Genomic DNA, 26,507 nt, shown 5'->3' on the forward strand with positions numbered 1-26,507 from the left:
TGATCCGGCCCGTCCGGGCCGTGAGTTCTGTTTCGCATGCCCGAAAACTCGATCAGGCATGCCCTTGAAGGAAGAAGGAGAACGTCCATGTTCATCGCCAAGGCAGTCGCCGCGACCCTGCTCGCCGGCTCGTTCGGCGGCCTGACCGCGCCCCCGTCTGGCGAGGCCGCCGCCTACGACAAGCAGACGCGGCTGGAGGCCGAGCGTGTCGCCTGCATGACCGAGCAGGGCCTGGACTACGTGGCCGCGCCCGAGCCCCACCACACCTGGCAGGCCGGGGAGAAGGAGCGGCTCGCCGGTGACCTGAAGGCGCTGCGGACCTACCGCGCCAAGTACGGCTTCGGGGTCTGGTCGCCGAACGTCTATCCGAAGGACCCGGCCGTCAACCCCGTCCAGCACGACAACCCGAACAACAAGACGCTGATGTCGCTTTCGGACGGCGAGCTGAAGAAGTGGCGCGCCGCCGACCAGACCTGCTTCTCCCGGGCGGCCAAGAAGGTGCTGGGCAAGACCGTCACCTCCCAGGAGGACTACGACGACCAGCTCCACGCCGCGGTAGACACGTCGCTGCGCGTCCTCGACCAGGACAAGCAACTCGTCACGCTGGGCAAGCAGTTCGCCGCGTGCCTGGGCGTCAGCCAGACCCGGCCGACCAAGCTCGACGTCCTGAGCCACACCAAGGTCGTCCGGCAGGCTTCGGACGTCGCCAAGAAGGCGTGGAAGGGCGAGCTGCCCAAGGGCAGCGAGAACGCCGTCTTCCGGCCGAACCTCAAGCCCGAGCAGGCCAAGCCGCACCTGGCCAAGGAGATCAAGGCGGCGCTGAAGGATCTGGAGTGCGGTAAGGACTTCTACCCCGCCTACGCTCCCAAGGCCACGGACATCACCTCGCGGGTCTACCAGGAGTTCGGCCGGTCGGACGCGGCCCAGGCGATCTCCACCCGGATCTACCGCAAGCTCGTCTGACGCTCCCGGGGTGACGCTCGCGGCCCGCGAGCGTCACCCCTCGCCATGAGTACCGAGTCATGAGTGACGAGTATCGACAACGAGAGGCAGATGAACTTAACCCACGCGACATGCGCCGTCACCCTGGCGGCATCCGTCATCGCAGGCGGCGCCGCGAGCGCCGCGCAGGCGGCCGAGCCGGTGACTCCCTCGGCCGGGGTGTCGGGCACGGTGACGCTGCTGACCGGTGACCGGGTGACCGTCACGGCGAACGGTCACCGGATCGAGCCCGGGCCGGGCAGAACAGATCGCTTCGACGTTCAGCGCCGTCAGGGCCACCTTCACGTCATTCCGCAGGACGCCAAACGACTGCTGGCCAAAGGCCTGCTGGACGAGCGCTTGTTCGACGTCACGCAGCTGCTCAGCTGGGGTACGGCGACGCCGACAAGGCGGAGATTCCGCTGATCGTCCAGTCCGCCGAGGGGAAGGCGGCGCAGGCGCTCAGCGGAGCGCGAAAGACCGAGGAACTGGCCGGGCTGGGGCTGGCCAGCACGAGCGTCCCCAAGGCGACGGCGGGCCGGACCTGGCAGAGCCTGGTCGGCGGCACCCGGTCACTGGCCGCAGGCAAGTCGAAGATCTGGCTGGACGGCAAGCGGCCCCTCACCCTGGACCGGAGTGTCCAGCAGATCGGGGCTCCGCAGGCGTGGCAACAGGGGCTGACCGGAGCCGGTGTCACGGTCGCCGTGCTCGACTCCGGTTACGACGCCACCCACCCCGCCCTCAAGGACGTCACGCAGGCGAAGAACTTCTCCGACGAACCCGACATCACCGACGGCGTCGGGCACGGCACCCATGTCGCCTCCATCGTGGCCGGAGCCGGCGAGAAGTATCGGGGCGTCGCGCCGGGCGCGAAGATCGCACTGGGCAAGGTCGGCGGGGAGTACGCCGGCGAATCGGCCATCTTGGCGGGCATGGAATGGGCCGCCACGGAGGTCAAAGCGAAGATCATCAACGTGAGCATCGGTAGCCTGGACATACCCGGCATCGACCCGCTGGAGCACGCCGTCGACACCCTGTCGGCGCGTACGGGAGCGCTGTTCGTCATCGCGGCGGGCAACGACGGAGTGCCCGGCTCGGTCAGCAGCCCGGGCAGCGCCGAGGCGGCACTCACGGTCGGCGCGGTCGACAGGTCCGATCGGATGGCCGACTTCTCCAGCCGTGGCCCGAAGCTGGGCGATCACGCGATCAAGCCGGACGCGACCGCTCCCGGCCTGGACATCATGGCCGCTGCCGCGCAGGGCACGGCGGACGGCCCGTACGCCGCCCACAGCGGCACCTCGATGGCGGCGCCGCACGTCGCGGGTGCGGCGGCGATCCTCGCCCAGCGGCATCCGGACTGGAACGGCCAGCAGCTCAAAGCCGCGCTCATCGGCAGCTCCGCGCCGCAGCCGGCGCCACGCACTTCGACCAGGGGGCCGGGCGCGTGGACGTGGTCCGGGCGGTCGGGCAGCAGGTGTTCGCCCGTCCCGCGAACATCGGCACGGTCTTCCGCTGGGGCGGATCCGGCGAGCGGCAGGTGACCAAGGAGATCACCTACACCAACGCCGGCGACTCTCCGGTCACGCTGGATCTCACTGTGGACGGCGATACGCTGCGCACCTCGGCGCAGCGGGTCGAGGTGGCCGCCAAGGGCACGGCATCGGTCACCGTGACGATCGACGGTACCGGCAAGCAGCCTGGTGATCACGCGGGCACCATCACGGCCCGATCGGGTGACCTCGTCGTCCGTACCGTCACCACCGCGTACGTGGAGCCGGAGTCCCACGACGTGAAGGTCAGCGCGCTCGGCATGGACGGCCGGTCCGTCAGCGCGGTCGGGGAGTTCTACAACGCCAAGGGCGAAAGTCACCGGATGATCCTGAGCGGCGTGCCGGACACCTACCGGCTCCCCGCCGGCGAGTGGAGCCTGTACGTGGACATCTTCGAAGGCATGCGCGTCACGACCACGCACCTGCCGATGAACGTCGGCGAACAGGGCATGGAGATCGTCCTGGACACACGCCAGGCCAAACCGATCAGGTTCACCCTGGACCAGCCCACGGCTGTCATCAGCGGATGGACCGAGATGTGGGTGATCAACGGTTCGTGGCACCTCGGCTGGGTCGGCGGCAGGCCCGATCCCAGCGCCGTGTACTTCGTGCTCGCCTCCGAGCAGCCCGGCCTCAGGTACGTCACCAGGATGCATTTCCACGACGAGGACGGCTCTGTCGCCCGCTACGACCTGGTGGACGAACGCCACGGCGGCATCCCCGCGGATCCCACCTACTCAGCCAGGGTGAAGGACCTCGACAAGGTGACCACGACCTTCCGCGGCGGGGGAACGGCCGCGAAGGGCACCTACTTCGTGGCGACCGCCATCGAAGGCGTCTCTGACGGGTTCCTGACCCCCACGAACGATGTGCCGCTTCCGGGCAAGCTGGCGGAGTACCGGACGCGAGGACGCCAGTGATCCAGCGGTCTGCGCGTCGGCGATTCCGTGGTCACCGGCGGTGATCGGCGGGCCTTGGGTGTCGCGGTGAGCGGCCCGTCCTTCGCCACCTCGGGCGCGTGGCGGGAGGGGAACACCCTGACGTTCGACGGCGCCCGGTTGTTCTCCGACGGCGCGCCCGGCCGGGTCAGCATGGACGGCGCGGCCACCGGCACCGTCAGCCTCGCCCAGGGCGATCAGGTCATCTCCAGGATCGACTACACCAGGTGCGGGCTGTGGGAGGCCGATTCCTGCCGGTTGACCGCCGACCTGCCCGCGGACCCCGCCACGTACACACTCAGCACGACGGCCGGCAGGCAGGTCCCGCACTCGACGCTGTCCACGAAGGTGGAATCGACGTGGACGTTCCGCTCGGCGAGCACCGCCAAGCGGGAAGCGCTGCCCCTGACGGCGATCCGCTACGCGCCCAAGGGGCTGGACGAGTACAACCGCGCCAGGCCCGGATCGTCCACCAGGCTGCCGATCTGGATCGAACGCAACCCCGGCGCTCCCCCTGCAGCAGTGAAGTCCCTTCACCTGCAGATGTCCGTTGAGGGGTCTCGGTAGCAATGAAGAATTTCCAACAAAGTAGCCCCTGACCTGCGGTAACGAGAGTCTCTCCGCCTGAGGTCTCGATTCAATCACGGTATTGGATCATGGCCAAGGTGGTGCGCGCGGGGGGCTGTGGTCGACGCGCTATGGCTGTAGCGTCCCGCCTCCGGCTATGGGCTCCAGCGGTCAGGAAGCAGGTCAGATCTCCTCATATCGAGCCGCTCCACCGTGGCGGCCCCGTCGTACACCACGTCGACGGCCATGGCATGGCGGCGCAATCCCACCGCCACGAGATCGGCCAGGTCTCGTTCGTCTTCGGCCACCAGAATCCGCACCCGCCATTCATACTCGCACCGGGGTTTCAATGGCGTTAACGGATCCATTCACCACCGTGTAACCCGCTTCAGGCCACGCTGGTGGCCATGATCAGATCCCTCTGCGCGGCCGTCCTGGTGGCGGTCTGCTCCATGTCCGCGTCGGCTTCGGCCACGACGTCCCAGCCGGCGTCCCCATCTGCCACCCGGGGCGGGGGCTGCACCACCAGCACGGCGCCACCGCCGACATCGGCACCGCCGACATCGGTGAACACGCTCCGGCAGGCGTACTTCTGCGTGCTGGACAACTACTACAGCGGCCCGGCCATGGATCCGAAGGCATTGCTGAAGAGCGCCTTCGCCGCCTATACCCAGGACCTGATGCGGCGCGACGCCGATCGGGCCGACCTCCGGCTGCCCGAGCTGACCGGGAACCGAGACACCGACTGGGCCGCCTTCGCCAAAGTCCTCGGCGCCGGTGACGTGTCCGCGCTGCGCGCCGCGATCATCGCAATGGTCGCCGGACTGCACGACAACCACGCCCGCGCGGTCAGGCCGACTCCCCAGCCGGAAGGCGGGCCGACCGGAACGGGCATCGTGGGCATATCGGCCCGGCAGGGCCAGCAACTCGACCCGGCGGCCAAGCCGCCGCTGTTCATCACCGGCGTCCTGCCCGGCAGCCCCGCCGCCAAGGCCGGCATCAGACCCGGAGACATCATCGTCAAGGCCAACGGCGTGCCCGCGTTCATCGGGGACACCGTGAACCAGAGCATCGTCGAAGCCTTCGCCACCAATCCGGTAAAGCTCACGCTCAAGCGCCCCACGACGGGACGGACCCGCACCGTCGAGCTCAAAGAGGGCCCCATCACGCGGCAGCCCCCGGCGGTGACGTCAAAGAAACTCGCCGACGGCGTCACCTACATCCAACTGCCCGGATTCTCCGAAGGCGCCGCCGACCAGGTCATCGCCAAGCTGCGGGACAAACCGAAGGCCGTCGTCCTCGATCTGCGCGGCAACGGCGGCGGGTCACCTCGCGAGGTCACCCGGCTGCTCGGCGCATTCGCGCACGGCAAGGTCACCAGCTACTTCTGCCCGCTCAAGGGCGAGTGCGTGCCCAACCGGACCGACGACAGCGTCCCGCTGCTCGGCTCGCGCCTGATCGTCCTCACCGACCGTGGGTGCGCCTCGGCCTGCGAGGACTTCAGCGCGGCGGTCAAGGACAACGGCCTGGGCACCCTCGTCGGGACCCGCACCGCCGGCGCCGTCTCCGGCCCCAGCCAGGCATACCTCCTCGACGACGGCAGCGCCGTGTTCCTGCCCAAGGTCCGCCACCTCGGGCCCGCCCGCGAAATCATCGACACGATCGGCGTGCCGGTCGACCACTCCGCCCCCATCACCGCGCTCGACCTGGCCACCGGGCGCGACCCGGGTATGGACAAGGCACTGGCGCTTGTTTGACGCGCTCGCCGCAGCGGCCGGCCTGCCGCCTCTCTCACCGTCGCCGACACCCGGCGCCCCGCCATGGCCGAGCCGGACCCGCTCGACCGCTGCGCTGTCGGCGGAGGGCATCGTGCTCGCGTTTGAGGCGGGCCTGCGCCGGCTCAAGACCCGTAAGCAGAACTGGACCCATCCGAAGGAGTGGATCGTGAGCAATGCCGCCGACACGCCCGTACTGAGCGCCCGCGGGCTGCGGAAGGAGCATGGCAAAGGGGAGGGATTGGTGCGCGCCGTCGACGGCGTCGATCTCGACGTCGGCGCGGGAGAGAAGGTGGCGATCATGGGGCCGAGCGGCTGCGGTAAGTCGACGCTGCTGCACCTGCTCGGCGGGCTGGATCGGCCCTCGGCCGGCGAGGTGTCGCTGAACGGCCGGCGCATCGACAACATCGGCGAGAAGGCGCTGGCCAGGATGCGGCGGACCGAGGTCAGCTACGTCTTCCAGTCCTTCCACCTTATGGAGGAGCTCACCGCCGTGGAGAACGTCGAGCTGGCGGCGCTGCTGGCCGGACGCTCGCCGCGGGCCGCACGGCGGCGCGCGCAGGAGCTGCTGGATCATCTCGGGCTGGCCGGCCGGGCGCGGTTCCTGCCCTCCGCGCTGTCGGGCGGCCAGCGGCAGCGGGTCGCGGTCGCCCGGGCGCTGAGCAACGAGCCGCTGGTCGTCCTGGCTGACGAACCGACCGGAAACCTGGACAGCGCCGCCACCTTGGACGTCCTGCAGCTCTTCAAGGACCTGCACGAGTCCGGGCAGACGCTGGTCATCGTCACCCACGACGCGCGGATCGCGGCCACCGCGGACCGGACGTTCTCGATGCGCGACGGCGCGTTCGTGGACGAGACCTGGTTGACCGGCGACACCACCGGGCAGGTTCGCGCGCTCGCCGGGCTGGAGGATTGACCGCAATGGGGCGCATCCTTCTCGTGATCCGTCTCGCCCTGCGAGACTTCCGGCGTCGCCGTACCGAGGCCGCGCTTCTGCTCATCGCCATCCTGGCCGCCACCACGACACTGACGCTTGGGCTCGTCCTGCGCGACGCGGCCGGCGACCCGTACCAGAGCACCCGGGCGGCGACCAAGGGACCCGACGTGGTCGCGGGCGCCGACCTCGCCGGCCTCACTGAGCTCGGGAAACTGGCCACCGCCTCCGGCGTCACCGCGCACAGCGGACCGTACCCTGTCATCGCGGGAAAGCTCGAGGCGGGTGGCCGGACGTCGGATGTCCAGGCCATGGGGCGCGACGCCACCGTCGCGGCGGTCGATCAGCCCGGGGTGACGCAAGGCAAGTGGGTCAGCGACGGCGGCGTGGTGCTCGAGGCCGCCTTCGCCGGCTCCCTCGATGTGGGCGTCGGCGACACGATCGCCCTGGGCGGCAGGTCGTTCAAGGTCGTCGGCGTCGCGGTCACCGCCGCCATGCCGCCCCATCCCGGGGCGTCCTGCATCGTCTCCACCGGCTGCGTCAACGGCGCCATCCCCGACGTCCGGAACCTGCCGGCGGGGTTGCTGCACAATCCCGGGCTGGTCTGGCTCACCCAGGCGGACGTGCGGAGCCTCGCCTCGGACCGAAGCTCCCTGTCCTACGTGGTGAACCTGAAGCTGACCGACCCGGACACAGCGGAGGCATTCGTCGACCGGAGCGGCGGCGATCATGGTGGCGCCATGCCGATGCAGACCTGGCAGAGCATCCTCGCCGACGCCACCGACCTGGCCAAAGACTCCCAGATCCTGCTGCTCATCGGCGCCTGGCTGCTCGGCCTGCTCGCCGTGGCCAGTCTCTCGGTGCTGGTCGGCGGCCGGATGGCCGACCAGCACCGACGCGTCGGACTCCTCAAGGCGGTCGGCGGCACCCCGAGTCTGGTCGCTGCCGTGCTGCTCGCGGAGTACCTCCTGGTGGCCGTCGTCGCGGCCGCGGCCGGGCTGACGATCGGAGCGCTGACCGCTCCGTTGCTCACCGAGTCCAGTGCCGGCCTCGTCGGCAGCGCGGGGACGGCGTCGTTGACCTGGTCCACGATCGGTCTGGTGACCGCCGTGGCACTCGGCGTCGCCGTGGTGGCGACCGCTGTTCCGGCCGTGCGCGGTGCCCGCTCCAGCACCGTCGGCGCGCTGGCCGACTCGGCACGCCCACCTCGCCGCACCGGTTGGCTGATCACTGTCTCGGCGCGACTGCCCGTTTCGCTGCTGCTCGCTCTGCGGGTCGCCGCCCGCCGGCCGCGACGGGTGGTGCTGGGCGTGGTCACCATCGCGGTCACGGTCAGCGGCATCTACGTCCTGCTGGTGCTCAACGCCTTCCTCGCCGACCAGCCAGGCACCGGCGCGTACACCGAAGCTCAGGTGGCGGTGCTGCGGCACGTGCTCCTGGTCTGGACGGTCATCCTGCTCACCCTGGCGGCGGTCAACGCCATCGTCATCACCTGGGCGACGGTGCTCGACAACCGGCATGCGTCGGCGCTGGCGCGCGCTCTTGGCGCGACCCCGCGGGAAGTGACCGTCGCCCTGGCGACCACACAGGTGCTGCCCGCGCTCCTCGGTGCCGTCATGGGTGTCTTCCCGGGAGGGTTCCTGCTGTTCGCCGCCATCACCACGATCACCGGCGGCGACAGCGACAAGGCCACGCTTCCCGCACCCTGGCAGCTGATCGCCCTGGTGCTGGCGACCGTGCTCGTGGTGGCGCTGCTTACCTCCGTTCCCGCCCACCTTGGCGGCCGCCGTCCCGTGACCGCGACTCTCTAGCTGACCACCACGGCAAGCCTGATGATGCCGCGTAGATCCGTTCCTTGAGCCGCTCACCTCGGCCGAAGCACACGATCTCCTGCGGCGCGGCACCGGTCAGGCGATGCGGCTCCACGCCACCACAGCGCCGGCCTCGGTGCCGCACCCGCTTCGCATCGAGGTCGACCTGCATCAGCCGCGCGCGGCGGATCTGGCCGCGCTCCTGCCCAGCGTCACCCGGCGCGGGCGCACCGTCGCCTTCGACGCCGAGACCATGACGGCCGCCTACGGCATGCTCCACGTCATCGTCGCGCTCACCCAGAACGGGCCGTAAGCACCAAGGGGTGGCGCTGGGCAGCGCGGCCAGGGTGTCGTGCAGTTCCCGGGTGGCGCGTTCCCGCTCGCGCGCCACCAGCCGGGTCAGTGTGCTGATCCCGGGCAGCAGCACGTCGTTCTGGCGCAGCCAGCGCACCGCGTACTGGAAGCACGCGGTCGGGCCGTCGCCGGTGTTCCAGGCGTGCGCCCGCACCTTGCCCGCCAGCTCGGCCTCGGCCGAGGCGAAGTCCTTCAGCCCGAACGCCTTGGCGATCTCCCAGGTGTGTTCCAGCCGCGTCTTGTCCCGCTCGGTGTAGCGCTTCACGCAGGACGGGTCGTCGATGTGCAGCTGGGCGGCGACGACGTCCAGGACCTCGTCCAGGACCTCGTTCGGCACCTCCAGCGGGTCGGCCAGGAAGCATCCCAGGTAGCGAACGGTCACGAGTTGCAGGGCGAAGCCGCATCGGATGTGCCGGCCGCGATGCCCCGGCTACCTACCATCACACAACGTAGATCGAAGTCGCGCTGTCAGAGCGACCGGAATCCGGCGCGAGCCTCCTCCGCAAGCCGGAGACGACAGGGCCCGCTGACCAGCGGGAACCCCGTTAACGCCGGATTCCGTTCCAAATCTCTTACCGGCCGCAATTTCAGCCGATGCAATCTCCGACTAGTTGACATGCGGGGCTGGCCGATGGAGGGCGTCCCAGGTGGCCGCGCTGGTCGGCGCGGGCGGTTGCGGTCCCTGAACGAGAGTAGTGGCCCCGACGCAGGTCCGGCTAGGGGCGGTTGACCTGCAGCGCTTGCCAGGCGATTACATCTGATGAAGAATCCCTTCGTTCAATGTAAGTGACGGAGGGTGCTGGAGTGATGACTAATGACGGTCTCATCCCGGGCGCCGCAGGCCTTCATCTGGTGGACGGTCTGCCGCTGCTGCGCCCCGATGAGCAGGTCTTCAGCGCGATGCTGGACGGCTGGCGTAACCAGCAGCTGGCCAGGAACCTGGCCTTCGGCACGATCGATGGGCGGGAGAACACGGTACGGGCCTTCGCGCGGCACGCCGACGCCTTCCCCTGGCGGTGGACACCGCTGATGGTGGATGAGTGGTGCGGCGACCTGCGCGCGGTCCACCACCTCAAGCGGTCGACGCTGCGCAACTACCAAGAGGCGGTACGCAGCTTCTGTTCCTACATCACCGACCCGGCCTACGGCTGGCCGGCCGAATGCGAGCAGCGCTTCGGCACCCATCCCGTCCAGGTCTGCCACGAGTGGAACACCGCGGTGCACGTGGCCGAGGCCGAAGCCGACGCGGGCAAGCGCGCCTTCACCCGCCAGGAGCTGCAGGCCTTCTTCGATCACGCCGACGAGCAGGTCGACCGGGTACGCGAGGCCGGCCGCAAGGGCTGGCTGCCGATCTTCCGCGACGGGGTGCTGTTCAAGACCGCCTACGCCTTCGGCCTGCGCCGCAACGAGGCCCGCATGCTGGACGTGGTGGACTTCGGCCGCAATCCCGACGGCTCGGAGTTCGGCGAGTACGGCGTGCTCTACGTTCGCCACGGCAAGGCGCAGAAGGGCTCACCGCCCAAACGGCGCAGCGTGCTGACCGTCTGGCCCTGGGCGGCGGAGATCTTAGAGCAGTGGGACACCGAAGTCCGGCCCCTGTTCGCCACCGCCGAGGCGGGCGCGCTCTGGCCATCCGAGCGCGGCCCGCGGATCGGCTTCTCCCAGATCAACACCCGCTTCGCCGCCTACCGTGACGCGCTCGGCCTGGACCGGGCGCTGGACTTCCACTCCTTCCGCCGCTCCTACGTCACCCATCTGATCGAGGGCGGCTGGGACGCCCGCTTCGTCCAGGAGCAGGTCGGCCACGAGCACGCCTCCACCACCTCGATCTACACCTGCGTCTCCTCCGACTTCCGCACCCGCACGCTGCGCCGGGCGCTGGACGCCACCCTGGACGCCGCACTCAACCCCTCCCGGAGGAAGCGATGAAACGTCAGGTCAGCTACCAGTGGCGTCTGCGCGAGACGATGGCCGCCCACGGCATGTTCGCCGCCACCGACCTGGCCCCGCTGCTGGCCGAGCGCGGCATCACCCTGTCCTCGGTGCAGGTCTGGCGGCTGGTCACGCAGACTCCCGAACGGCTGTCCCTGCCCGTGCTGGCCGCCCTCTGCGACATCTTCGGCTGCACCCCGGACCGGCTCATCGCGACCAAGGCCGAGAACGCCCCCGCCCGTCGCACCGCCACCGACCCCGACGAAGTCACCGAGCTGGCCCCGATCCGGCCCAAGCGGGCCCGGATCCAGCCCGAGAAGTAGCACATGCGCCCTCTCGCCGCTGAGCAGTACGAGCGCTGGCACTTGCGGGACTGCGCCCGCTGCGGCCGCCATGCGAAGAAGGCGGCGAACTGGTGCGATGGGCCGATCTGCCGCGCCTGCCTGGACAGGGCCACCCGAACCCGAGGCCGCTGCCCCGGCTGCGGCACCGACCGGCTCCTGCCTGGACGCAGCCCGGACGGCAGCCCGATCTGCCGGGACTGCGCGGGCATCACCCGCAGCTTCTTCTGCGACCGGTGCGGGTTCGAGGGCCGCCTGCACGGCGGTCGGCTCTGCGAGCGCTGCACCCTGGCCGACAAGGTCACGGCCACGCTCGACGACGGCACCGGCCGGATCAATCCCACGCTGGTCCCGCTGGCCGAGGCGCTCATCGCGATGCCCGATCCCTGGAAGGGATGGATGTGGCTGCGCACCGCCCACGTTCAGGACCTTCTCACCGGCCTGGCCCGCAGTCGCATCCCCCTGACCCACCAGGCGCTTCACCAGCTTCCCGGCTGGCGGACCGTCGCCTATCTGCGCGACCTGCTGATGGCCTGCGGCGTGCTCCCTACCGTCGACAAGCAGCTCCTGCACACCGAGACCTGGCTCACCCACCGCCTTGCCGAGCTCGACGGCCACGCGCACGAGCCGCTGCTGCGCCGCTTCGCCACCTGGCACCTCCTACCCACCCTGCGCGCTCGCGCCGCCCGCCAGCCCCTCCCGGCCAGCGCCCGCCGGTTCGCCGGCGAACAGTTCACCTACGCCCAGGCTTTCCTGGCCTGGCTCGACGAGCATGACCTTGATCTACGACAGTGCGGACAGGCTGACCTGGACTGCTGGCACGCCACTCATCCAAAGTCCCATCGCGCCGCACTGAAAGCTTTCCTGACCTGGGCCATCGCCAACCGCCACATGCGCCGTCTTGACCTGCCCGTCCCGCCGCGCGGAAGCTCTGCGCCGTTGAGCCAGCGCCGCCGCCTGGAGCTGATCCGCCGGGCCGCCACCGATGATCAGATTCCGTTACGCGTCCGGGTCACCGCATGCCTGGTACTCCTCTATGCCCAGCCCATCACCCGGATCATGCGCCTGACCCTCGACGACATCAGCATCACCGACACCGAAGTGCAACTCCGACTCGGCGATCCGCCCAGCCCGGTCCCCGAGCCCTTCGCCACCCTGCTTCTCCAGCTCGCCGAGGCCCGGTCGAACATGAACACCGCAGCCAACCCCGACGCCCGCTGGCTCTTCCCTGGTCAGAGCGCCCGAGAACCTCTCAACGCAGCCACCATTCGAGAGCAACTCCGGCTACTCGGCTTCCCCAGCGGCGCCGCCCGGGAAGCTGCCCTGCGCCAACTCGTGCTCCAAGCCCCAGCTCCAGTCGTCGCGAAGATGCTCGGCTACACCCCTCAAGCCACCACGCGCCACGCCGCAGATGCCGGAAGCCCCTGGAGCCGTTATACCGCCGGCGACCACACAAAGTGACCACGGACTTTCCCGTACAGACGAATACAGATCAACGGTTGCTGCCAGTACACCGGCCGGCCAACCATCCGAAGTTGTTCGCACGAATGGCCCAAGTGAGCTGCGCTTCAGCCTGGGTCTACTGATGGGCTGTAGCGGGAGTACACCTCAGTTCCCGGTCGATGGGCAAGGTGATGATTCGTTTCCTGCGGTAACAGTTTAAGGAGTATCGGTCACTGTTCGTAGCAGGATGGGATGCAATAGGTGCCATGCATCCCCGGCAGCCGCGGCCATCAGTCCGGCAGATCATCGCAGTGGCCAGCGCATCCAAGGCACGCCGCATGGCCAGGGCCGCAGATGTCCCTGCTCCCACTCAGTCAGGCGCATCAACACGTGGGGCGCAGCGGTGGCTACTGCGAGCTGTCTGGCTGCCCGTCCTGTTGATGGGCGTCGCCGGGGCCGGTATCGCGGCGACCAGCGAAAGCATCCCGGCTCAGGGCCGGTGGATCCTGGCCGGTACCGCTCTCGCCGTACTCTCCGTCCTCGGCCTCGCCTTGCTCATCGGACCGGCCGCGCGCCGTCTCGCAGGCGAACAGCACCCGCTCACCCAGGCCGAGCGTCAGCAGATGACCGCCACCGAACGTGTCGAGGCTGTCAACGCTGCCCGCCATACCCTCATCCAGGCCGCAACCGGGCTGGTCGTTATTGGCGGTGCCGTTTTCACAGCGCAGAGCTTGTGGTACACCGCACAATCACTTGACGCTTCCCGGCAAGCCCAATGGACCGCCGAACAGGGACAAATCACCGACCGCTACACCAAGGCCGTGCAACAGCTCGGCTCCGACAAGATAGACATCCGGCTGGGCGGGATGTACGCCCTGGAACGACTCGCGCAAGACTCATCGCGCGACCACCAGACCGTGTACGACGTTTTGGCCACCTTCGTTCGCGAGCACGACCCCAAGCCCAGCGTAGAGCTGGTACCCGAACCACCCAGCACTGATGTGCAGGTCGCCTTGACGATCATCGGCCGTCGAAACGTCGCCCGAGACGGTACGCGGCCGCCCAATCTGGACAGTATCCGCATCTCTGACGCGAACCTGCGCGGAGCAGATCTGCGGGGCATCTCCCTGACTCGTGCGTACGTGACATACACAAATCTGGTTGACGCGAAGCTGACCGGCAACAATCTGGACCACATAAATCTAGATGGCTCGAACCTGTGGGGCGCGAACCTGGACAACGCGTCCCTGCACATCGCAACCCTGACCAACGCCAGCCTGGTACGCACACGTCTACGTGGCGCGTCGCTCAACAGCGCGGACTTCACGGGCTCATCCCTGATCGACGTCGATCTGCGCGGCGCGATGCTGAGAGACGCGGACTTCAGCACCACGCACCTGTACGGCGTGGACCTGCGTGGTGCGGACCTCCAGGGCATCCACGGAAAGACGGAGGACGAGATCCGGCAGAGGGCCCTTGTCGACAAAACCACGATCTTCTAACCGGATCCGGGCACGACGGGCTGAGCTACTGACACTTCCGTGTCTCCGCCACTGACATTGCACGTCGCAGTCCGCTGATGTTCTCAGGTCGCTTGGCACCAGGCTGCGGCAGTCGGAGGCCCGTGGAGCCGTTACGCCGCCGGTGACCACTCAAAGTAACCGCCGATCTTCCCGCACAGGTGAATACAGATCACTCGATCAACGGTCTCTGCCAGTACTGACCCCCGCATCGCGTGGACCATCGGGGCGTTCGTCTTCTCCGGCCTGCCGCCCCTGGTCGCCAACGTGCTGACCACGCAGGCCGGCCTGCCGCTGTCGCCCGCGTTCGTGATCATGGGGACGGCGGTGACCGGGATCGTCGCGGCGTGGGGGCTGCCGGACAGCCGGAGGATCCGGCTGGAGCCGGTGGATTCGTCGATCAGGCAACAGCGGGAGGCCGCGGCGACCGGCTGATCGCCATCACGAGGGAGCGCTCGCGAACACCTCGTAGTGCTCCACCGTGGTCTCCCTGTCCACCAGGAACTCGTCGTCGGCCGCGTAGAACACCGCCCGCGCGGGGTCGTCGCCCGCGAACGCCCTGATCGCCTCCCACGACTCCCAGAACGAGACCAGGAAGAACTCGGTCCTGCCGCCCTCGACGTCGCGCCGCGTGAACTGCGCGCCCCGGTTCCCCGGAGTGCCGGTGTATCCCTTGAAGCCGGTTTCGAGCAGGTACTCCTCGTAGGCGGCCGCCTGGGAGGTCCGGGTCCATCCTCGCCACGTTCGCATGATCACACCACCCATGATGCCTCCTGAGCGCGCGTCACGGCATCGGCTGCGCTCAGCCCGTGCCCCAGATCGGCCGTTCCGGGTCGGCGGGCGGCAGCTTCGACAGGATCGCGGCGAGGCCGGCCCAGTCGGCCACCTGCACGTTGCCCGCCATGAGGCGCAGGCGTGCGGCGATCTCCAGGTGCGCGTCGAGCAGCACGTCGACGGCCGCGATGATCTGGCCGGTGACCGCCTCGTACCCGCTGCCGCCGCCCTGCCCCTTCAGGAACGTCGTGCCCTCCTGGGTGCCGCCCCAGAAGTCGCCGATGGCGTTCAGGTCCTCGGCCGCCGCGGCGACGAACCCGCGCAGATCGCTCTGCTCGATCTCGAACGCGGTCGCCGCCGACCGGAACGGTTTCTGGTGGATCTCCATGCCGTCTCCTCATCCTCCGGCCGGCTTGTGCGCCATGGTGAAGTACAGCAGCACCCGGCTCAGGGTCTGCTCCCAGGTGGGCACGAGTTCCTTGCCCGACTGCCCGTTCAGCGCCTCGTACGTGGGGCCGTACCCGGCCGATCCGCCGACCAGGCGGCTCACGAAGTACTGGATGTCCATGTTCGAGGTGGCCTTCCTGATCACGGGCATGGCCGCGTCGAACGCCCCGTAGAAGGCGACCGACGCGGCGAACTCCTTCACCGCCTGCGTCGCGTTCTGGCCGAGCGAGCCGGGGTCCTCGCCGCGCAGCGCCTTGACGCCCGCCACGACGCTCACGTCCCCCACCGCGAAGAAGACGCTGCCGATCGAGTACTCCGTCAGCTTGCTCAGCACGATCTTGGCGATGCTGTGCTCCAGCAGCTTGGCCAGCAGCCCGGCCTCCGCCCGCCGGATGAGGATCTGCGTGATCTGGTACGCCCAGCCCGCCTGCCACGGGAAGGTGGTGATGAAGATGAAGCTCGCCAGGTTGGCCAGGGCCAGCGTCCAGTACGCGTCCCTGGCCGCCTTGAGCGTCTCGGCGAAGTCGTCGCAGGCCGTGCCGTTGTCGCGGCACCGCTTGGCGAGCCTGGCGGTGAACGCGTCCCCCTCGGCCCGCGGGTAGAGCGCGGCGGTCACCGTCTTCTTGAACTCCTCCACCCCGGCCCCGTCGTTCCCGCGCCACACCCTCTGCGCGGCGGAGTAGGTGTGCTCGGGGCTCTCCTCGATCCGGTCGGCCAGGCGTTTCCAGACGGCGCCCGCCTGCCGCGCCCTGTCCGGATCGCCCTCGGGGTAGGGCGTGGCGAGCATCTCGAACACGAAGGCCGCGATGCCCAGCGTGCCCATGCCGTAGATGCTGGCGCGGCCGGGGCTGATGTTCAGCGCCACCGGGTCCCGCCCGTGCCGTCCTCGTTCAGCGGCGTCCCGGCGATGAACGGCGCCACCATGTCGTTGGCCTCCTGCTCGGCGGCGAGCGCCGCCGACGCGGCGGCCTCCAGGATCGCCGCCGCGAGCTCGCCGGAGCCGAGCCGCATCGCGCGGGGGTCGATGCTCAGCCCGGTCAGCGCGCCGGTCTGCGTCACCGTCACCACGACGCGCCCCTCGGCCGCCTCGCCCCGGCCCACGACCGAGGTGATCTGGTCGCGCAGCCCCTCGATCGCCGTCAGCTCCTGCTGGAAGTTCTTCAGCAGCCGGTCCAGTTCTGGGTCGCCGGCGGTGCTGAACGGCCCCGTCGGTGGTGTCATGCCGCCTCCCGGTTGTTCAAGCGAAGACCACAACATACCGCTAAAACAGGGCGGAAATAGAGGTTATTGGATCTTCACGGCACCACGACGACCTTCCCGGTGGCGGGTGGGTCAACCCGCTGCGGTACGCCGCCGCGCGTGTACCGCACGGGTTGTAGCCGCGCTCATCCGAACGAGTGATGAGCGACCCGGCCGGTCGCGGCTACCATGCGTCGATGCGCGCAAAGGTGCTGTCGTCGCTCAGACGGCTCGCCGTGATGAACCCCTTACTCACCGACCTGCTGTTGTGCGTCCTCATCACCGCCGTCACCCTGACGTTCGGCCTGGTCCTGGGCGGCGGCTCGGCCGATCCGGGCTACGCGCGGCGCCCGATGGACGCGGCCGGCGTGCTGCTGACCCTGGTGGTCAATCTGGCGCCGGCCTGGCGGCGGCGTGCCCCGGTCAGCGTGCTGGTGATCTCGTGCGCCGCCTCGATCGTCTTCCACGCCGCCGGTTACGACGCCCGGCTCAACGGGGTGGCGCCGCTCCTGGCGCTCTACACCGTGGCGGGGAAGCGACCGCCCGCCGTGTCCGTGCCGTGCGCCCTGCTCCCGGTCGCCGCGCTGTGGCACGCGGCGTTCCTCGGGCCGCAGGAGTTCCTGTGGCCGAATCTGGCGCAGACGAGCGTCATGATCGCCGTCGCCTGGACGTTCGGCAACAGCACCAGGATGCTGGTGGAGCGCAACAGGCGGCTGGCCGGCCTCAGCGAGCGGCTGCGTCAGGAGCAGGAGGACAGGGCGCGGCGCGCCGTGACGGAGGAGCGGGTGCGCATCGCCCGCGAGCTGCACGACGTGGTCGCCCACCACATGTCGGTGATCGTGATCCAGGCGGGCCTGGCCCGGTACGTCCTCGGCTCCGATCCGGCCACCGCGCGCGGCGCGCTCACCACCATTGCCGACACCGGCAGCGAGGCCATGGCGGAGATGCGGCGCCTGCTGGCCATCCTGCGCATCGACCTCAACGACGACACCGGCGACGACGCGTACGACGATACGGAGGGCTACGATCCCGCGCCCGGATTGCAGCGGCTCGACCAGCTGGTGGAGCGGCTGCGGTCGGCGGGCCTGCCGGTCGAGGTGGAGATCACCGGCCTGGTACGCCCGCTGCCGCCCGGCATCGACCTGTGCGCGTACCGCGTCGTGCAGGAATGCCTCACCAACGCGCTTAGGCACGCGGGCCCCGCCACGGCCCGGGTCTTCCTGCACTACGGCGCCGAGCTGGAACTGCGCGTCACCGACGACGGGCGCGGCGCGGACGCCGTCCCGCACGAGGACGGCCACGGCTTGATCGTCATGCGCGAACGCGTCAAGCTCTACAAGGGGACGGTCGCGGCCCGGCCGCAGCCGTCGGGCGGGTTCGAGGTCGTGGTCACCCTGCCCTTACCCCTGCCCATGCCGCCCGCTCACCCCCCTCAGACAGACGGTAAGCCGAAAACATGATCAAGGTACTCGTCGTCGACGACCAGATTCTCGTCCGCGCAGGTCTGGCGGCGCTGCTGCGCGCGGCGCCCGGCATCGACGTCGTCGGGGAGGCGGCGACCGGCGAGGAGGCCATCGCGCAGGCCGCCGCCGCGCGGCCCGACGTCATCCTCATGGACATCAGGATGCCGGGCATGAACGGCGTGAGCGCGACCGGGCACATCCTGTCCGCGAGCGGCGAGCCCCGGCCTCGCGTGCTCATCCTGACCACGTTCGACCTGGACAGGTACGTCTACGACGCGCTGCGCATCGGCGCGTCGGGGTTCCTGCTGAAGGACACCCCGCCGGAGCGGCTCATCGCCGCCGTGCACACCGTCGCCTCGGGCGACATGCTGTTCGCCCCGAGCGTCACCCGGCGGCTGATCGAGGCCTACACCACGCATGCCGACCCGCACGCCGACCCGCCGGCCGCGCTGCTCTCCCCCGCGCTGCACCCGCTCACCGCCCGTGAGGTGGAGGTGCTGAAGCTGGTCGGGCGGGCGCTGTCGAACGCGGAGATCGCGACCCGGCTGCGGGTCAGCGAGGCCACCGTCAAGACCCACCTGAACCGGACGATGACGAAGCTCAACCTGTCCAGCCGGGCGCAGATCGTGGCGCTGGCGTACGAGTCCGGGCTCATCGTCCCAGGCCGGGAAGGCTCCGCACGCGCCTGAGGCAGGCGTCGCATGTATCTGAGGTGATCCCCGCCCGCGACTGAAGGCGATCTTCGGCTGGCGCGGCGGACGTCCCGGCCGTAGCGTTCGACCATGATCCGGCGAGCCCTGGACTGGTGGAGCGAGCACCCTCAGCTCGCCGACGCGCTGCTGGCCGCCGCGGCCTGCACGTTCCTGCTGGTGGAGGTGCCCTACAGCGAGCACACCATCGCCAGCCCCGGCCGCCTGCCGGTGACGTTCTGGGGCGACCTGCTGGCCTACGCGAGCCTGGCTCTGCGGCGCAGGTACCCGGTGCAGGTGCTGGCCCTGGTGTGGGCGCTGTGGTTCGCGGGCGGGCGGTGGGACATCTGGGCGGAGTGGAACGCCTCCTGGTCGGAGCTGAGCACGCCGACCGCGCTCATGCTCGCGCTCTACACCGCGGGCCGGTGGACGTCGTCGAGCCTGCCGGTCGTCTTCCTGGCGGGCACGCTGCTGCCGGCCCTTGTGACGGTGGTGGCGGGGCCGGTGCTCGCGGCGGTGGTGGCGGGGCCGGTGGCCGCCGCGCCCCCTGACGACCTGTACGTGGTGTCGTTCGTGACGTGCGCGGCGGCGTGGGGCCTGGGCAGGCTGCGGCGTTCGGAGGCCGAGGCGGTGGCGCGCGCCGCGGCCCGCGCCGAGGAGAGCAAGGCCCAGGCGGCGCTGGCCGAGCAGCGCATGCGCATCGCCCGCGAGCTGCACGACATCGTGGCGCACAACGTGAGCGCGATGGTGATCCAGTCGTCGAGCGCGGGCGTGGCGCTGCTGAACGACGACAGGGCGGCGGCGGGCGCGGCCGTCGAGGCGATCGGGCACGTGGGCCGCACGGCGCTGGCCGAGCTGCGGCTGCTGCTCGGCGTGCTGCGGGAGGGCCCGGCGATGCCGCAGCCGGGGGTCGAGGCGATCGGCGAGATGGCCGAGTGGCTGCCCCTCGACGTGCGGTTACGCGTCGAAGGCAGCCCCGGCGAGGTGCCGCCGGAGGTGGGGCGGGCGGCGTACCGGATCGTGCAGGAGGCGTTGACGAACACGCTCAAGCACGCGGAGAAGGACGCCACGGCGGAGGTGGTGCTGCGGTACGCGGCGGACGGGCTGCACATCCAGGTCACCGACGACGGCGGCGGGGGCGCGGAGCGCGAGCGGGCCGGGGCGGGCGGGTACGGGCTGATCGGCATTCACGAGCGCGCCGAGGGGCTGGGCGGGACGGCGTCGGGGGCGCCGCTGCCGGAGGGCGGGTTCAGGGTCGAGGTGTGGCTGCCGTGGGGGTGAGCGCCCGGGCGGCGGACCGCCCGGGCACCCGCGCTCAGCCTCCCGGGCGGCGGACCGCCCGGGCGCCCGTGCTCAGCCTCCTGGGTGGTAGGACTCCCAGACGAAGCCGCGCATCTTCTCCTGGAACCAGCTCACCGGGTTGCGCAGCCGCTTGGACACCGTCCTGCCCCGTTCGGCGGTGACGCCCACGGGGAGCTGGCCCGCGGTCGCGTGGTGCAGGCTCTGCGACACGCCGTAGGTGACGTCGGCGCCGCCGCCCTTGAGGTTGCCCTTGCTGTCGGTGACCGCGTAGCCGCCGCCTCCCCAGCCCTTCCTGGACTCGTACTCGGCCCCGTAGTAGGCGTCCCACGTGCCCGGCTTGGTGGCCAGCCCCTCGATGGTCGTGTGCTTGTAGAACAGGCCGCCGCTGGCCTCGGCGCCGATCGAGGTGGACAGGCCGGTCTTGTAGGTGCCGGCCAGGCCCACGCCCTTCCTGTCGAAGACCAGGCAGCCCTCCACGCTGAAGGCCGCGGTCAGCTTGATGCCGAGCCCGCCGCACAGGCCGACGGTGCCCTTCTTCGGTTTGGCCGGCGCCGGCGGCTTGGCCGGTTCCGCCGGCGGCCTGGGGGTCAGGTCGGGGATGCCGGGCTGGCGCAGCAGCGGTTTCTGCCCCGGCGCGACCGGCCCTTGGAGGTAGGCCTGCTGGCGGGCGGCGACGTACCAGTTGCTGACCGCCAGGTAGAAGCGGTGCGTGAAGATGTTCAGGTACACGTGCACCAGGTACAGGTTCTGCCGCATCAGGTAGTTGTAGTTGCCGTAGCGCACCCAGAACTGGCGGTAGCCGAGCAGGTAGTAGTTGACGTAGGGGAAGCGGCCGTCCGGGTCGGACATGGTGGCGGGGTTGTTGTCGGCGTAGTTGTAGCCGTTCATCTGCTGCGAGCGGCCCATCTCGATCTCCGGGTCCACGGAGATGAACCGGCCGGTGTCGGGGTCGTAGCCGCGCGCGCCGAGCGTCGTCAGGTCGGTGGTGGCGTCGACGACGCCGCCGACGAAGCCCTTCTCGTCGCCCGCGGGCCACTGCCCCTTGGCGGCCCGTAGCTGGCCGAACGGGGTGTAGCGGCGGCGGCTCAGCGAGCCGTCTGCGGCGTTGACGGCCAGCTCGGCGGTGCCGTGGTGGTCGTTGACGAGGAAGGTGACGCCCTGGCCGGTGCGCATGGCGTTGCGGTGGTAGCGCACGGCCTTGGCCGCGCTCTGCCCCTTGTCCAGGCGCACTTCCAGGTCGGGCAGGTAGAGGGTGGTGCCGGCCGGGTCGCGGCGCAGCAGCCGCTCGCCGTCGGCGGTGTAGAGGAAGGTGGTCTCCCCCTTCTTGTCGTCGACGACCTTGACCAGCTCGCCTTCGGCGTCCCAGTGCAGCGTCTGGTTGCCGGAGGAGGTTCTGCGCTCGGTGGTGTTGCCGACCGGGTCGTAGCCGTAGGTCTCGGGGTCGCCGCTGACGTCGGCGAGCTGGTGCCCGCGGTACTTGGGGTCCACGCCGGGGTTGCCGGCGTAGCGGTAGCCGCGCGTGGCGGTCTGCGCGCCGCCTGCGGGCCCGGCGGCGTAGTGGGTCTCCCCCGTCCGGTTGCCTGCGTCGTCGTAGGCGTAGTTCACCCGGTACGGCGCGGGCCCGCCGATCGTGGCCTGGCCGGGGTCGGCCGCGCAGGTGGCGCCCTCCTGGGTCCAGGCGTCGATCAGCCGTTGCAGGTCGTCATAGCGGAAGCACTGGTTGTCCACCCCGTCCCTGGAGGTGTCGACGGCCTGCAGCAGGTTGCCCGAGTCGGTGTAGCGGTACTCGACGCTGCGGTCGGTCCCGGCCGTGCCGGCGTGCGCGGTGGTGGCCTTGCGCAGCCGCTGGGTGCCGTACTCGTAGCTGAAGGTCTGGTCCACCTGCTTGCCGGCGGCGCCGATCGACAGCCGCTGGCCGATCTGCTTGCCGGTCTTGGTGTAGTCGACGCCGACGAGGTACGTCGAGAGGTTGGAGCCGGTCGCGACGAGCCGGCCGAGGTCGTCGTAGCTGAAGGCGGTGGTCTCGGCCGGCAGGTCACCGGCGGCCGGGCTGCTCGCGGCCTTGACGCTGCCGTCGAGGTTGTAGGCGGTGTCGAAGACGTAGCCGCCTTCGGGGGCGAGCGCTCCTTCACTGCCCGGCAGCAGGACGCGCTTGCGCGTGGGCCGGTTCAGGTTGTCGTAGATGTCGACCTGGGTGGTGTACCTGGCGGTCCCGGCGATGCGGGTGGCGCTGGTGAGCTGGCCCTTGCGGACGGTGTCGTAGACCCATTCGGCGACCTTGACGCCCGGGCTTCCCGTGGTGGCGTCGTACAGGCCGGTCCTGCGGCCGGTGCCGTCGTAGGTGACCGTCAGCTTCTTGCCGCGGGCGTCCTCGGTGGAGATGAGCTGGTCCACGTCGTTGTAGCTGAACCTGGTGACGCCCTTGTCGGGGTCGGACGTCTGGATCTTGCGTCCGCGCAGGTCGTAGGCGGTGGTCCAGACGTGGTCGCCGGGCCCGGTGACCGAGGACTCCAGCCCGCGGTGGTCGTAGCGGAACCGCGTGGCGAGGTAGCCGCCGGCCCGGTGCTCGCGCACCTCGGTCCTGCGGTCGTGGGCGTCGGTGAAGGTGGTGACGGGCGTGCCGCCCGCCGGTGGGGTCACCCTGGTCCAGTTCCCGCCGTACTCGTAGCGGGTGCGCCACTTCTCCTGGGCGTCGCTGCTGCCCACCAGCAGCCGCTCGGCCGTCGTGCGGCCCTGGCCGTCGTACTCGTGGACGTGCTGGGTCTCGATCTTGCCGGGGTCGGCCACGCCGAAGACCTCGGCTCTGGGCTCGCCGTCGGCGTAGTAGCTCTCGTAGGTGCGGTCCACCTGGCCGGCCGCGTTGTAGAAGGTGTCGGAGATCAGCCGGCCCTTGGCGGCGCCGTCGCGGCCCGCGGCCTGGAGCTGCCGTTGCCGCAGCCATCCGTCGTACAGCGTGTAGGACTGTTCCTGGCCGCCTTCGGCGGTGAGGGACTTGGCGGAGACGGCCACCACCGCGTCCGGCCGGATGAGGTAGTCGTACTCCTTGTCCGGCACGGCGGAGGCGGGCCGGTTGCCCAGCCACACCTTGGTCAGGTGGCCGGCGGCGTCGTACTGGACGGTGGTGGTCCTGCCGCCGGCGTCGGTGTCGCTGACGGGGCTGCCCCACGCCGGGTCGAGCACCTTGACGGTGGTGTGCGCGGTGGCGGCGTCGCCGGGCGTCGCGGGCGGGCCGCTCACCTCGACCTTCGTGGTCAGGCCGTGGGTCTGGGTGTACTTCGTGGTGGTGGTCCGGCCCGCCGCGTCGGTGACGGTGACGGGCCGGCCGTAGGCGTCGTAGGTGGTGCGGGACGCGGCCAGCGGCGTCACCGCGGTGGCCGTGGCCTCCTTGGCCTTCTCCACCAGGGTGGCGTCGCCCAGGGTGGGCGCCGCCTTGAAGGCGCCGTTGTCGTAGGAGATGCGCTCCTCGGAGATCAGGTCCCTGGCCAGGTCGGGGGTGTCGGCGCAGCGCCGGGCCACGGTCCTGACCTGGGCGGGCTTGGCGAGCACGCGGGCGCCGTCGGCGGTGAACGTCGTGGTGACGCACTTCTCGTCGCCGGTGACGGCGGTGTCGCCCTCGTCGTCGGTCTGGGCGGGCGCGCCGGTGGTGAGGTTGAACGCGGTGACGCTCGACCTGGTCGCCCGCCAGCCGTCGTCCACCTTCTTCAGGCCGCGGGTGCCGGCGACGCCGCTCAGGTTGGCGGTGACGGTGACGGTGTCCTTGTCGATCGTGCGGGTGCGTGAGGCGGTCTGGTGGTGCCAGGGCCTGTTCACGCTCTTGCTGACGGGCTCGCCGCCGGCCTGGTCGTAGGTGATCGTCTTGAGGGTCAGGCCCTGCAGCGACTCGTGGTCGGGGTAGGAGCCGCCCTCGCCGTCGCTGACGGTGACCTTCCTCGTGCCGCCGTCGGCGTTCAGCCGGTCACCGTCCATGCCCTGGAAGAACCAGTGGTCGGTCTGCGACGGGGCGGCGCTGGTGACGCCGGTGCGCACCCGTACCTTGTCGTAGCCCTGCCACTGCGACCAGGTGCGGTACTTCTCCTTGGTCAGGCCGTCGTCGTCGGTGAAGCGCCAGGCGGGCTCGCCGATGCCGTAGTCGTAGTCGGTCACCATGTCGGGCGAGCCGCCCGTCAGGTCGGTCTGGACGAGCTGGGTGACCACGTACTTGTGGAACCAGTCGAGCGTCGGGCTGGCGTCGCCGCTGGTGCGCTCCCACATGACGGGGAAGCAGCGGCGGTGGTTGGCGGGCGGGCTGGGCGTGTCGCCGGCGCGGCAGTCGGCCGCGGAGTAGTTGACGTCCAGGACCCCGCCGGTCTCGTTGGTGACGGACCCGACGCGGTTCTTGATGAACGGGCCCACGTCGTCGCCGAGAGCGTCCACCCGGTTGGCGAGCTGCGTGTAGGCGAAGCCGACCGGCGGCATCACCACCGGCGCCGGGCCGGCGTGGCCGGTGTGCACGATCGACTTCAGCAGGAGCTGCCGGTCCACGTCCGCGGTGCCCCAGTCGTGGGTGAAGGCCCACGAGTCGACCGTACGGTGGCCGGAGCCGTCGCTCTTGATCACCTTCGTGGCGGCCTCGACGACCCGCTTGCGCGTCCAGAACGTGGGCGCCGACGCCCCCTTGTAGTTCTCGCACTTGGTGCCGGCCGCGCAGTTGAGGTCCCAGGGGACGTCCTCCCAGTAGGCGGGATGGTCGTCGATCCTGGACTCGGCGCAGTCGTCGGCCGGGCGCAGGCACCGCTCGGCGACCTTGAAGTCCACCCGGGCCGGGACGGCGGCCGGGTAGGGGTCGGCGGCGTTCAGGCCGTACTCGACGCTCTTGAGGTAGCCGCCCCTGACGTAGGGGGTGTCGTCCGCGGCCCGCAGGTTGCGGCCGTAGCGGTTGCCCTCCTGCCCGTAGTAGTAGACGATCGCGTTGCCGTGCGGGTCCTCGACGTAGTCGAGGTTCCACCGCCAGGCCTGCTGGCACCACGACGTGGCGAAGGTGTCGTCGTGGCAGGGCTCGCCGGAGTCGTCGCCGAAGATGGGCACGGTCCAGGTGGACTTCGTCTCCGCCTTGCCGGAGGCCCAGCCCTTCAGCCGGTTCTTGCCGAAGTAGAAGCGCTTGCCGTCGGGGGCGGTGAGCACCCAGTACTCGTTGTCGTCGTCGCCGTTGGCGGTGTCGGCGCCGGTCCCCGACACCTTCTTGATCCGGGTGCCGTCGTCCTTGCGCAGCCGCCACTCGTTCTGGCCCGACTGCACCAGCTCGCCGCCCTTGCCGCCGAGCGTCAGCACCGCGTTGTCGTAGCCCCAGCACTGGTCCATCGGGTGGACGTCGTAGGTGCCGTCCTTGGGCACGCCGTCGTCCTTGCACGAGCGGTACTTGCGTTCGATGTAGCCGGGCCACAGGTCGAAGCCGTCGCCGACCTGCGAGCCCTGGTTGTTGGAGCTGGAGGTGCGCCCGTCGATGGAGGAGGAGGAGTAGGCGACGGCCAGCTCGGGGGTGAGCCCGCCGGGCACCGGCGGCATCCGCAGCGGGTAGGACCAGGTGAAGTCGCCGGTCTGCGTGCCGACCTGCCAGGTGGCCGAGGCCGCCAGCTCGGTCGCCTTGTAGTCGCCGCGCGAGCTCTCCGCGCCGGCGCCCGCCGCGACCACGACCGGTTGCGCGGCGGTCTCGACGTCGGCGGCGACCGTCCTGGCGCGGGTGTCGTTGGACGACGGCAGCGGTGCGGCCGTCCGGCATCCCGGCAGGTCGGGGGTGGTCAGCGCGCACGCGGGCAGGCTCACCAAGCGCACCCGCGACCCGAACGACCCGCCGAACGCCTCGGCGAACCCCGAGTAGTCCAGCCGCAGGCCGACCTTGCCCGGCCGGCCGGCCGCCTGCCCGACGGTGAGCAGCACCCCGCTGACACCGGCGCGCGAGGCGGCCGTCCGGTCGAGCATCCGCACCCGCACCTTGCCCGGCTCGGCGGCCGGCCCCTGTTCGGCCGCCTTCGCCTGCGATGCCGGTGCGGAGATCCAGACGGGCAGCCCGCCCGCCCGTCGCGCGCCCGTCTCCCGGGCGCCGTTCTGGCCGCTGAGCCGGCCGCTGTCCTGGCCGTTGACCTGGCCGTTGTCTTGGCCGTTGTTCTCGCCGTTGAGCGTGACCTCGGCCTCCCCCGCGGCCGGCCAGCGGACCACCGGGTCAGGGGCGCGCGGGGCGCCCTTGCGCGGCGTGACCTTCAAGGATGCGCCGGGCACCACGATCTCGTGGTCCACCGGCCTGGGCGGTTCCCCCGCCGCGGCCCCGGCCGTGCCGGTCGCCGGCGTGGCCGCGAGCAGCCCTGCCACCAGGGCCGTGGTCATGGCTAAGTGAAGGAGCCGGCGGACCGGCCCGCTTCCCACCCGCGTTGTGACACCGCGGACAGTCATGCGTCACCTCCGAAGCGCGTCGTG

General features: G+C 70.3%; 22 protein-coding genes and 2 pseudogenes. 16 read left to right on the forward strand and 8 right to left on the reverse strand.

Annotated features, from left to right (window positions below; genetic code table 11):
* Window positions 1–87: 87 nt before the first annotated feature.
* The 5 genes from ABD331_RS50850 to ABD331_RS50870 all read left to right on the forward strand — a co-directional run bounded on the left by ABD331_RS50850 (window position 88) and on the right by ABD331_RS50870 (window position 4,036).
* On the forward strand, window positions 88–963 hold the full coding sequence (locus ABD331_RS50850) for a hypothetical protein (RefSeq protein ID WP_344493002.1): 876 nt from the start codon (window positions 88–90) through the stop codon (window positions 961–963).
* Window positions 964–1,026: 63 nt separating this feature from the next.
* Window positions 1,027–1,407, forward strand: coding sequence for a hypothetical protein (locus ABD331_RS50855; protein ID WP_344493004.1), 381 nt, complete (start codon window positions 1,027–1,029; stop codon window positions 1,405–1,407).
* Window positions 1,408–1,658: 251 nt separating this feature from the next.
* Window positions 1,659–2,522 (forward strand): S8 family serine peptidase, encoded by an 864-nt coding sequence (locus ABD331_RS50860; protein WP_344493102.1) that lies wholly within the window; start codon window positions 1,659–1,661, stop codon window positions 2,520–2,522.
* The gene (locus ABD331_RS50865) at window positions 2,426–3,451 is read left to right on the forward strand and encodes a hypothetical protein (protein WP_344493006.1); all 1,026 of its coding nucleotides are present in this window, start codon (window positions 2,426–2,428) and stop codon (window positions 3,449–3,451) included. The genes ABD331_RS50860 and ABD331_RS50865 overlap by 97 nt, the downstream gene beginning before the upstream one ends.
* A 66-nt stretch (window positions 3,452–3,517) precedes the next feature.
* Window positions 3,518–4,036 carry a hypothetical protein gene (locus ABD331_RS50870; protein ID WP_344493008.1) on the forward strand — a complete coding sequence of 173 codons (519 nt, stop codon included), beginning with the start codon at window positions 3,518–3,520 and terminating at the stop codon, window positions 4,034–4,036.
* Between the two features lie 176 nt (window positions 4,037–4,212).
* Here ABD331_RS50870 and ABD331_RS50875 read toward each other — a convergent pair.
* Together ABD331_RS50875 and ABD331_RS50880 are read right to left on the reverse strand one after the other, a co-directional pair.
* Window positions 4,213–4,356 (reverse strand): annotated as a pseudogene (locus tag ABD331_RS50875) (response regulator transcription factor); the annotation flags it as partial.
* 68 nt (window positions 4,357–4,424) lie between these two features.
* Window positions 4,425–4,610: a hypothetical protein gene (locus tag ABD331_RS50880; RefSeq protein WP_344493010.1), complete on the reverse strand. Its 186-nt coding sequence runs from the start codon at window positions 4,608–4,610 to the stop codon at window positions 4,425–4,427.
* Here ABD331_RS50880 and ABD331_RS50885 point away from each other — a divergent pair.
* The 3 genes from ABD331_RS50885 (at window position 4,603) to ABD331_RS50895 (ending at window position 8,556) form a co-directional block, all read left to right on the forward strand.
* Window positions 4,603–5,793, forward strand: a complete 1,191-nt coding sequence (locus ABD331_RS50885) for a S41 family peptidase (protein WP_344493012.1) — start codon at window positions 4,603–4,605, stop codon at window positions 5,791–5,793. The genes ABD331_RS50880 and ABD331_RS50885 overlap by 8 nt on opposite strands.
* A gap of 187 nt (window positions 5,794–5,980) precedes the next feature.
* Window positions 5,981–6,727: an ABC transporter ATP-binding protein gene (locus ABD331_RS50890; RefSeq protein ID WP_425566254.1), complete on the forward strand. Its 747-nt coding sequence runs from the start codon at window positions 5,981–5,983 to the stop codon at window positions 6,725–6,727.
* Window positions 6,728–6,732: 5 nt separating this feature from the next.
* The gene (locus tag ABD331_RS50895; protein ID WP_344493016.1) at window positions 6,733–8,556 is read left to right on the forward strand and encodes an FtsX-like permease family protein; all 1,824 of its coding nucleotides are present in this window, start codon (window positions 6,733–6,735) and stop codon (window positions 8,554–8,556) included.
* On the opposite strand, the pseudogene ABD331_RS50900 reads toward ABD331_RS50895, so the two are convergent.
* Window positions 8,501–9,322, reverse strand: a pseudogene (locus tag ABD331_RS50900) (DUF4158 domain-containing protein); the annotation flags it as partial. The gene ABD331_RS50895 and the pseudogene ABD331_RS50900 sit on opposite strands and share 56 nt — an antisense overlap.
* A gap of 395 nt (window positions 9,323–9,717) precedes the next feature.
* Here ABD331_RS50900 and ABD331_RS50905 point away from each other — a divergent pair.
* The 5 genes from ABD331_RS50905 (at window position 9,718) to ABD331_RS50925 (ending at window position 14,581) form a co-directional block, all read left to right on the forward strand.
* Window positions 9,718–10,839, forward strand: coding sequence for a tyrosine-type recombinase/integrase (locus tag ABD331_RS50905; protein ID WP_344493018.1), 1,122 nt, complete (start codon window positions 9,718–9,720; stop codon window positions 10,837–10,839).
* Window positions 10,836–11,165, forward strand: a complete 330-nt coding sequence (locus ABD331_RS50910; RefSeq protein WP_344493020.1) for a helix-turn-helix domain-containing protein — start codon at window positions 10,836–10,838, stop codon at window positions 11,163–11,165. Before ABD331_RS50905 ends, ABD331_RS50910 begins: the two co-directional genes overlap by 4 nt.
* Window positions 11,166–11,168: 3 nt before the next feature.
* The gene (locus tag ABD331_RS50915; RefSeq protein ID WP_344493022.1) at window positions 11,169–12,644 is read left to right on the forward strand and encodes a hypothetical protein; all 1,476 of its coding nucleotides are present in this window, start codon (window positions 11,169–11,171) and stop codon (window positions 12,642–12,644) included.
* Window positions 12,645–13,066: 422 nt separating this feature from the next.
* Window positions 13,067–14,128, forward strand: coding sequence for a pentapeptide repeat-containing protein (locus ABD331_RS50920; RefSeq protein ID WP_344493025.1), 1,062 nt, complete (start codon window positions 13,067–13,069; stop codon window positions 14,126–14,128).
* A 285-nt stretch (window positions 14,129–14,413) separates the two neighbouring features.
* Window positions 14,414–14,581: a hypothetical protein gene (locus ABD331_RS50925; RefSeq protein ID WP_344493027.1), complete on the forward strand. Its 168-nt coding sequence runs from the start codon at window positions 14,414–14,416 to the stop codon at window positions 14,579–14,581.
* Window positions 14,582–14,587: 6 nt separating this feature from the next.
* Here the strand turns inward: ABD331_RS50925 and ABD331_RS50930 are convergent, their stop codons facing one another.
* The 4 genes from ABD331_RS50930 to ABD331_RS50945 are packed head-to-tail and all read right to left on the reverse strand — an operon-like array spanning window position 14,588 to window position 16,588.
* Window positions 14,588–14,896 (reverse strand): hypothetical protein, encoded by a 309-nt coding sequence (locus ABD331_RS50930; protein WP_344493029.1) that lies wholly within the window; start codon window positions 14,894–14,896, stop codon window positions 14,588–14,590.
* Between the two features lie 52 nt (window positions 14,897–14,948).
* Window positions 14,949–15,308: a hypothetical protein gene (locus tag ABD331_RS50935; RefSeq protein WP_344493031.1), complete on the reverse strand. Its 360-nt coding sequence runs from the start codon at window positions 15,306–15,308 to the stop codon at window positions 14,949–14,951.
* Between the two features lie 9 nt (window positions 15,309–15,317).
* Window positions 15,318–16,232 (reverse strand): WXG100-like domain-containing protein, encoded by a 915-nt coding sequence (locus ABD331_RS50940; protein ID WP_344493033.1) that lies wholly within the window; start codon window positions 16,230–16,232, stop codon window positions 15,318–15,320.
* On the reverse strand, window positions 16,223–16,588 hold the full coding sequence (locus ABD331_RS50945) for a YbaB/EbfC family nucleoid-associated protein (protein WP_344493035.1): 366 nt from the start codon (window positions 16,586–16,588) through the stop codon (window positions 16,223–16,225). The genes ABD331_RS50940 and ABD331_RS50945 overlap by 10 nt, the downstream gene beginning before the upstream one ends.
* Window positions 16,589–16,803: 215 nt before the next feature.
* On the opposite strand from ABD331_RS50945, the gene ABD331_RS50950 reads away from it, so the two are divergent.
* From ABD331_RS50950 to ABD331_RS50960, 3 genes are all read left to right on the forward strand, one after another.
* Complete coding sequence (locus tag ABD331_RS50950) at window positions 16,804–18,066, forward strand: sensor histidine kinase (RefSeq protein WP_344493037.1); 1,263 nt, start codon at window positions 16,804–16,806, stop codon at window positions 18,064–18,066.
* A complete protein-coding gene (locus tag ABD331_RS50955) occupies window positions 18,063–18,758 on the forward strand; it encodes a response regulator (protein ID WP_344493039.1) in 696 nt (231 codons plus the stop codon). The genes ABD331_RS50950 and ABD331_RS50955 overlap by 4 nt, the downstream gene beginning before the upstream one ends.
* Before the next feature lie 93 nt (window positions 18,759–18,851).
* Window positions 18,852–20,039, forward strand: coding sequence for a sensor histidine kinase (locus ABD331_RS50960; RefSeq protein ID WP_344493041.1), 1,188 nt, complete (start codon window positions 18,852–18,854; stop codon window positions 20,037–20,039).
* Between the two features lie 72 nt (window positions 20,040–20,111).
* Here the strand turns inward: ABD331_RS50960 and ABD331_RS50965 are convergent, their stop codons facing one another.
* A complete protein-coding gene (locus tag ABD331_RS50965) occupies window positions 20,112–26,417 on the reverse strand; it encodes an RHS repeat domain-containing protein (RefSeq protein ID WP_344493043.1) in 6,306 nt (2,101 codons plus the stop codon).
* Between the last annotated feature and the right edge of the window lie 90 nt (window positions 26,418–26,507).

Origin of the sequence: Nonomuraea monospora (genome assembly GCF_039531895.1) — a bacterium.
Lineage (GTDB): Bacteria > Actinomycetota > Actinomycetes > Streptosporangiales > Streptosporangiaceae > Nonomuraea > Nonomuraea monospora.